The sequence below is a fragment of the Pseudomonas sp. zfem005 genome (assembly GCF_032621735.1).
GTDB classification, from domain to species: domain Bacteria; phylum Pseudomonadota; class Gammaproteobacteria; order Pseudomonadales; family Pseudomonadaceae; genus Metapseudomonas; species Metapseudomonas solani.
The window spans coordinates 492,720-500,579 of record NZ_JAVYJE010000005.1; the positions used below are offsets into that span (position 1 = coordinate 492,720).

Below are 7,860 nucleotides of genomic sequence, written 5' to 3' on the forward strand. Positions count from 1 at the left end.
TCCTTTTGCAGGTCTTCCATGGCTGCCACCCCTCGGGTTTGCCCAGGCGAGAAGCGGCAGAAAATCATGGCACTACGCCACAGGCGAAGGATGAACCGGGACGGGGGAGCAAGGAAAGCGGGCCGCGTGATGCGGCTCACGAATGGGGGATCAATAGCCTGAGCAAGGAATCAGGACCTGGCGTCCTGGATTCCAATCACCTCCAAAAACGCCCCGATCACCCGCCTCGCCCCCTGCTCCTTCAGGCACACCAGCGTCTCGGTCATGCGCGGTTCGAAGTCGAGGATGGGCAGTACGTGCACGCCGCGGCTGGAGCCGAGTTCGGCGGCGGAGACGATGCCGACGCCGAGGCCGGCGACGACCATCTCGAACACCGCTTCGCGACCTTCCACTTCGATGGCGGGGTGGGTGTCGAGGTCGAGGCGGCGCATTTCGTCTTCCAGCATCTGCCGGGTCATGGAGCCCTGTTCGCGCAGCACCAGCGGGGTGCGATGCAGGTCGGCGAGGTGAATGGCGTCGCGCCGTGCCCAGGCATGGCCTTCGGCGACGAAGGCCACCAGCGGGCCGCTGCTGAGCACATGGGCGATCAGGCGGTCGTCGTCCACCGGGCGGCCGAGCACGGCGAAGTCGGCCTGGTAGTCGAACAGCCGGCGCAGGGATTCATCACTGTTGCCGGTCACCAGACGCACGCGGATGCCGGGATAGCGCTCGCAGAAGCGCGCGATGTAGGGCAGCAGGTGCATGGGCGCGTCCACCGCCAGTGTCAGGCTGCCGCTCTGCAGGGCGCGGGAGCGGGTGAGCAGTTCCTCGGCCTCGTTTTCGGCGGCGAACAGGCGCTGGGTGATGGCCAGCAGGCGTTCACCCAGTTCGGTGAGCTGCACCGAGCGCTTGTTGCGGTTGAACAGCAGCACGCCGAAGCGCTCCTCCAGCTTGCGCACCTGGTCGGAAACTGCCGGCTGGCTGAGGCACAGCTGCTCCGCCGCGCGGGTGAAGTTGCCGTGCACCGCCACGGCGTGGAAGGCCTTGAGTTGCGCCTGGGAAACCGACATCACCGCCCCTATTAATAAGCTCAGCTTGTTTGTGAAATACCATAAATCGATTTCATTTATTTCTAGCCAATTGCTTTGATCAGCGCCAGCCCCCACCACCGCTGGAGACGATCATGAGCCACGCCGAATTCCCCGCATCCCATACGCCCCTCGCCGCGCCGGTCCAGGGCGAGCCTTACCTGCTGACCCCCGGCCCGCTGACCACCTCGCGTGCCACCAAGGAAGCCATGCTGCGTGACTGGGGCTCGTGGGATGCCGACTTCAACCGCGTCACCGCCGAGATCCGCCAGCAGCTACTGGCCATGGCCGGGGTGACCGACGACAGCTACGCCTGCGTGCCCTTGCAAGGCAGCGGCACCTTCTCGGTGGAAGCCGCCCTGGCCACCGCCATCCCCCGCGACGGCAAGGCGCTGATCCTGATGAACGGCGCCTACGGCCAGCGCGCCGCCAAGACCCTCGATTACCTGGGCCGCGCCCATATCGCGCTGGACAAGGGTGACTACCTGCCGCCGCAGCCGGACGAAGTGGACGCCCTGCTCCGCGCCCACCCCGAGGTGACCACGGTGTTCCTGGTCCACTGCGAGACCAGCTCCGGCATCCTCAACCCCCTGCGCGAGCTGGCGGCCGTGGTGAAGGCCCATGGCAAGCGCCTGATCGTCGACGCCATGAGCTCCTTCGGCGCGGTGCCGCTGACGGTGGACGAGGTGCCCTTCGATGTCCTGGTGTCCTCGGCCAACAAGTGCATCGAGGGCATCCCCGGCTTCGGCTTCGTGATCATCCGCCGGGACCTGCTGGAGAAATCCGCCGGCCGCGCCCACTCCCTGAGCCTCGACCTGCTGGAGCAGTGGCGCTACATGGAGCGCACCGGCCAGTGGCGCTTCACCCCGCCCACCCACAGCGTGGTGGCCTTCCACGCGGCGCTGGAACAGCACGCCGCTGAAGGTGGCGTGCCGGGCCGCCTGGCGCGCTACACGCGCAACCGCGACGTGCTGGTGGCCGGCATGCGCGAGCTGGGGTTCGAGACGCTGCTGGAGGACCGCTGGCTGTCGCCGATCATCACCACCTTCTTCAGCCCTGAGCACCCGGCCTTCGAGTTCAAGCGCTTCTACGACGAGCTCAAGGCCCGTCAGTTCGTCATCTACCCCGGCAAGCTGACCCAGGCCGAGAGCTTCCGCATCGGCTGCATCGGCCAGATCGACGAGCCCATCGTCCGCCAGCTGCTGCGCGCCATCGCCGAATCCCTGCAGGCGATGGGCGTGACCCTCGAGAAAACGGCGGCCTGATATCCGCCCCTTGGCCGCCCGTGCCCCGATACGGGCGGCCCCTTTTCCCATCGGCCGGCGACCGCGCCGGCGAGGAGCCCGCCCACCCGAGACGATCAGCACCATGCCTGACGCACGGCCTCTGCCCTTCTGACCAGGCCCGGCGTTTAGACAGCCAGGAAGTACCCAAGAACAACAACAGCCTCCCTCTCGCACTGTCGGCAAACCCATAGGGGTCAGAACCATGAACAACCAACTCGGTGTCCAAGGGCGCGGATGGCAATCCATCCAGCGCTGGCGTGTACAGATCTTCCTCATCACCTGGCTGGCCTACGCCGCCTTCTACTTCACCCGCAAGGCCTTCTCGGTGGCCAAGCTCGGCATCGCCGAGGACGCGGATTTCGAGCTCGACAAGTCGGTCATGGCCAACCTCGACGCCCTGTACCTCGCCGCCTATGCCATCGGCCAGTTCACCTGGGGCATCTTCGCCGACCGCTTCGGCCCGCGGGTGATCGTCTTCGGCGGGCTGCTGGTCTCGGCGCTCGCCGCGCTGGCCATGGGCACCTTCGCCACCCTGCCGATCTTCGCCACCTGCATGGTGGTCCAGGGCCTGGCGCAGTCCACCGGCTGGAGCGGGCTGTGCAAGAACATCGGCTGCTTCTTCGCCACCCGTGAGCGCGGCCGGGTGCTGGGCTACTGGAGCACCTGCTACGCCTTCGGCGGCCTGGTCTCCACGCCTTTCGCCGGCTGGTGGGCGTACCAGGTGTTCGGCGACTGGCGCGCGGCCTTCGTCTCCAGCGCGGCGGTGGTGCTGGTGGTGGCGGTGCTGTTCTGGCTGCTGCAGCGCAACCGCCCCGAGGACGTAGGGCTGGAGCCGGTCGAGGTGGAAGTGAAGACCTCCCGCGAGCTGAAGATCGAGCGCGACAGCCACTGGGTCTCGCTGCGCAAGATCATGGGCAACCGCACGGTGCTGGTCCTCGGCCTCGCCTACTTCCTGCTCAAGCCGGCGCGCTACGCGATCCTGCTGTGGGGCCCGATGATGGTCTACGAGCGCATGCCCGCCGTGGGCAAGGTCGCCTCGGCCATCGTGCCCACCGCCTTCGAAGTGGCCGGGCTGGTGGGGCCGATCCTCATCGGCATCGCCTCCGACCGCTGGTTCGGCGCGCGGCGCATGCCCGCCTGCGTCATCAGCCTGGTGGCGCTGACCCTGTGCCTGGGCCTGTTCGTGCCGGCCATGCAGAGCGGCAGCCTGTACCTGGTGGTCGGCCTGCTGTTCATGCTGGGCCTGACCCTCTACGGCCCCGACTCGATGATCAGCAGCTCCGCCGCCATCGACTTCGGCACCACCGAAGCGGCCGGCACCGCCGCCGGCTTCGTCAACGGCTGCGGCTCGGTCGGCGCCATCCTCGGCGGCCTGCTGCCCGGCTACTTCGACACCACCACCGTATTCATCGGTTTCACCGTCGCGGCCCTGCTCGCCAGCCTGATGCTGGTGCCGTTCTGGAACAGCCGGCCCAAGACCCTGAAGGTCCTCGACGGACTCATCCCCCCACCCGGCAACGACGGCCAACCCCTCGGCGCCCGTTCCTGACTTCACTCCCAAGGAGACACCCATGAACTACCAGCAACCCACCCAGCTGCAAGCCGCTGTCCTCGACTGGGCCGGCACCGTGGTCGACTTCGGCTCCTTCGCGCCGACGCAGATCTTCGTCGAGGCCTTCGCCGAGTTCGGCGTCGCCGTGAGCCTGGAGGAAGCGCGCGGCCCGATGGGCATGGGCAAGTGGGATCACATCCGCACCCTGTGCGACATCCCCGCCATCGCCGAGCGCTACCGCACCGCCTTCGGCCGCCTGCCCACGGACGACGACGTCACTGCGATCTATGAACGCTTCATGCCCCTGCAGATCGAGAAGATCGCCCTGCACTCGGCGCTGATCCCCGGCGCCCTGGAGGCCATCGCCAGCCTGCGCGGCAAAGGGCTGAAGATCGGCTCTTGCTCCGGCTACCCGGCAGCGGTGATGGCCAAGGTGGTGGAACTGGCGGAGAAGAACGGCTACGTCGCCGACCATGTGGTCGCCACGGACGAAGTCCCCAACGGTCGCCCGCACCCGGCCCAGGCACTGGCCAACGTCATCGCCCTGGGCATCAGCGACGTGGCCGCCTGCGTGAAGGTGGACGACACCTGGCCAGGCATCCTCGAAGGCCGCAGCGCCGGCATGTGGACGGTCGCCCTCACCTGCTCCGGCAACGCCCTGGGCCTGACCTGGGAGCAGTTCAAGGCCCTGCCCGCCGACAAGCTGGAGCAGGAACGCGCACGCATCGCCCAGCAATTCGAAGGCGCCCGTCCGCACTACCTGATCGACACCATCGCCGACCTGCCGCAGGTGATCGACGCCATCAACGCGCGCCTCAAACGCGGAGAAATGCCGCAGGGCGCATGACGAAACCCGAGGGGCACCCTGTAGGGCTGTAGGGGCGACTTCAGTCGCCAAGCAGACCGCAGCGCTGCCCCGACTCGGTGCCACATACAGCATCGCCTGGTGGATGGAAAGAGCGCCATCCACCCTACACTCCGGTCATCTCGGTGCCTGCGCCAAGCGCAAGGCACGAACCGTAGGATGGCGTAGAGCGCAGCGAAACCCATCATCAACAGGCCTGAGCCCGACGGAGACTCCCGGGCTGAAGCCCGGGCTACATCCGAGCCTGGCTACAAACTGCGCGTCTCGATCGAATGCTTGCGCAGCTTGCGGTACAGGGTGTTGCGGCTGATGCCGAGCTGCTCGGCGGTGCGGGTCATGTGCCAGCGCTGGCTTTCCAGGGCGGCGAGCAGGGCGCTGCGTTCGGCGTCTTCCAACGGGTGCACCACGCAGTCGTTGATGGGGGCCTGGGCAGGTGCACGGCGCAGGTCCGCCGGCAGGTCGGCGTAGCGGATGCGGCCGTCCTCGCACAGCGCCGCCAGGGTGCGCAGCACGTTGCGCAACTGGCGCACGTTGCCGGGCCAGGCGTAGTCGAGCAGCGCCTGGCGGGCGTCCTGCTCCAGGCGGATGGCCTGGCCACGGGCTTCTTCGTGCAGCAGGTGGTCGAGCAGCTCGGGGCGGTCGCTACGCTCGCGCAGAGGCGGCAGGTCGATCACCAGGCCATTGAGGCGGTAGTAAAGGTCTTCGCGGAAGCTGCCATTGCTCACCCGCTCGCCCAGCTCACGGTGGGTGGCGCTGATGATGCGCACGTCCACCGCCTGGGCCTCGCCGCCGATGGGCACCACCTGGCGTTCCTCCAGCACCCGCAGCAGACGGGTCTGCAGGGCCAGGGGCATGTCGCCGATCTCGTCGAGGAACAAGGTGCCGCCATCGGCCTGTTGCAGCTTGCCGCGCATGCCTTCCTTGCGCGCACCGGTGAAACTGCCGCCGCGATAGCCGAACAGCTCGCTCTCGATCAGGGATTCAGGGATGGCCGCACAGTTGAGCGCCACGAAGGGCCGCGCAGCGCGGGAACTGGCCAGGTGCACGGCCTTGGCGAAGGCCTCCTTGCCGGAGCCGGTTTCGCCATTGACCAGCACGGGCACGTCGCGCTCGTACACCTTGAGCGCACGGCGGAAGTCGGCGGCCAGCGCCGGGTCGCCCAGGCACAGCCCGGGCACGGCGGATTTCGGTGCCACCGGTAACGCACGGGCGACGGCACGCGGCTGGCCTCGCAACACGGCATAGAGGGCACGGCCATTGCGCGCACGCAGCGGCCAGCTGGCATTGGGTTGTGGTTGGGCGCGGCCGAGCAGGTCGTCCAGCCGGCAGTCGAAGAAGGCTTCCACGCTCTGCCCCAGCAGGCGCTCGCGGGCGCTGTCCAGCAGGTTGATAGCGCTCTGGTTCACCGCGCGGATGCGCCCTTCGCCGTCGAAGGCCATCAGCCCCTCGCTGAACAGGCCGACGTACTCGGCCTGCAGGTGAAAGCGCAGCAGCCACTCGCCCTCGAAGCGGCGCAGGAAGTAGCAGCTCTCGATCATCTTCGCCGAGAGGTTGACCAGCGCCATGGTGTGGAACTGGCTCTGGCGCGACAGGTCGTGGCGCGCGGAAGACACATCGAGCACCGCCAGCAGGTCGCCCTGGGGGTCGAACACCGGACTGGCGGAGCAGGTGAGGCCGGTGTGGCGGCTGCGGAAGTGCTCGTCCTGGTGGATGGTCAGTGCCTGGCGCTCGATCACGCAGGTGCCGATGCCGTTGGTGCCCTCGCGGGCCTCGCTCCAGTCGGCGCCCAGCCACAGGCCGGCACGCTCGAAAGCCTGGCGCTCGGCTCCGGCGGTCACGCAATTGAGGATCACCCCCCGGGCATCGGTGAGCAGCACCGCATGGCCGGCACCGGAAAGCTGGTGATAAAGGCTGCTCATCTCGCCGCTGGCAATCTCCAGCACCTGCTGCATGCCTTCGCGGCACTCGAGCATGCGCGCATGTTCGAGCACGGTCGGCGCCATGGGCAGGGCCGGGTCGAGGTGGTAATCCTCCAGGCAGCGCAGCCAGGAGCGGGCGATGGAAGGGTCGGCGGCGGGCCCGCTGGACTGGGCCTTGCCTTGCGCCACGGTCAGCACTTGCCGAGCGTGGCGGCTCAGGTGGTCGTGCATTCTTGTCGTTCTCCATTGCGGGCTTGCGGGAGGCAGCCCGTGCCCCGATGGGCACCCGCATCGCCGCAGCATCCACCAGCACAAGCGGCTTTGCAATCGCCGGGTGACCCACCGGTCGAGCGCTGTGCCGGATGCGTGACAGTCTGTCACCCGGGACGTACCAGGCATGCGACAGCCCTCGCCCGCCGGCCGTTCCCCACAACGCCTGGAGCCTTGTCCCACGCGGCTTCCACCGGTCTGGCCCGGCCCTTGCTCTATGCTGATCAAAGCGCTTCGGCGCCAACTCCCCAATAAGCACAAGAGCCAGGAGATAGACCATGCGTTACGCCCAACCCGGAACCCCCGGCGCCATCGTTTCCTTCAAGGCCCGCTACGGCAACTACATCGGTGGCGAGTTCGTCCCGCCGGTCAATGGCCAGTACTTCACCAACACCTCGCCGGTGAACGGCCAGCCCATCGCCGAATTCCCCCGCTCCGACGCCGCCGACATCGACAAGGCCCTCGACGCCGCCCATGCCGCCGCCGACGCCTGGGGCAAGACCTCGGTGCAGGACCGCTCCCTGGTGCTGCTGAAGATCGCCGACCGCATCGAAGCCAACCTGGAAGTGCTCGCCGTCACCGAAACCTGGGACAACGGCAAGGCCGTGCGCGAAACCCTCAACGCCGACATCCCCCTGGCCGCCGACCACTTCCGCTACTTCGCCGGTTGCATCCGCGCCCAGGAAGGCGGCGCCGCCGAGGCCGTGCGCGAAACCCTCAACGCCGACATCCCCCTGGCCGCCGACCACTTCCGCTACTTCGCCGGTTGCATCCGCGCCCAGGAAGGCGGCGCCGCCGAGATCAACGAGAACACCGTCGCCTACCACATCCACGAACCCCTGGGCGTGGTCGGGCAGATCATCCCGTGGAACTTCCCGCTGCTGATGGCCGCCTGGAAGCT

At 67.8% G+C, this 7,860-nt stretch carries 6 protein-coding genes; 4 read left to right on the plus strand and 2 right to left on the minus strand.

The annotated features are described in order from the left end of the window. Positions 1-170: 170 nt before the first annotated feature. Positions 171-1,049: a LysR substrate-binding domain-containing protein gene (locus RTW82_RS14520; RefSeq protein WP_316925493.1), complete on the minus strand. Its 879-nt coding sequence runs from the start codon at positions 1,047-1,049 to the stop codon at positions 171-173. A gap of 113 nt (positions 1,050-1,162) precedes the next feature. Here RTW82_RS14520 and RTW82_RS14525 point away from each other — a divergent pair, with 113 nt between their 5' ends. The 3 genes from RTW82_RS14525 (at position 1,163) to phnX (ending at position 4,752) form a co-directional block, all read left to right on the plus strand. Then, a complete protein-coding gene (locus RTW82_RS14525) occupies positions 1,163-2,332 on the plus strand; it encodes a 2-aminoethylphosphonate--pyruvate transaminase (RefSeq protein ID WP_316925494.1) in 1,170 nt (389 codons plus the stop codon). Between the two features lie 223 nt (positions 2,333-2,555). Next, positions 2,556-3,902, plus strand: coding sequence for an MFS transporter (locus RTW82_RS14530; protein ID WP_316925495.1), 1,347 nt, complete (start codon positions 2,556-2,558; stop codon positions 3,900-3,902). Between the two features lie 22 nt (positions 3,903-3,924). Further along, the gene (gene phnX / locus RTW82_RS14535; protein ID WP_316925496.1) at positions 3,925-4,752 is read left to right on the plus strand and encodes a phosphonoacetaldehyde hydrolase; all 828 of its coding nucleotides are present in this window, start codon (positions 3,925-3,927) and stop codon (positions 4,750-4,752) included. A 266-nt stretch (positions 4,753-5,018) separates the two neighbouring features. Here phnX and RTW82_RS14540 read toward each other — a convergent pair whose 3' ends face one another. Further along, a complete protein-coding gene (locus tag RTW82_RS14540; RefSeq protein WP_316925497.1) occupies positions 5,019-6,920 on the minus strand; it encodes a sigma-54-dependent Fis family transcriptional regulator in 1,902 nt (633 codons plus the stop codon). Between the two features lie 317 nt (positions 6,921-7,237). On the opposite strand from RTW82_RS14540, the gene RTW82_RS14545 reads away from it, so the two are divergent. Then, positions 7,238-7,860: aldehyde dehydrogenase family protein (locus tag RTW82_RS14545; protein ID WP_316925498.1), on the plus strand; the 623-nt coding region annotated here is incomplete at its 3' end.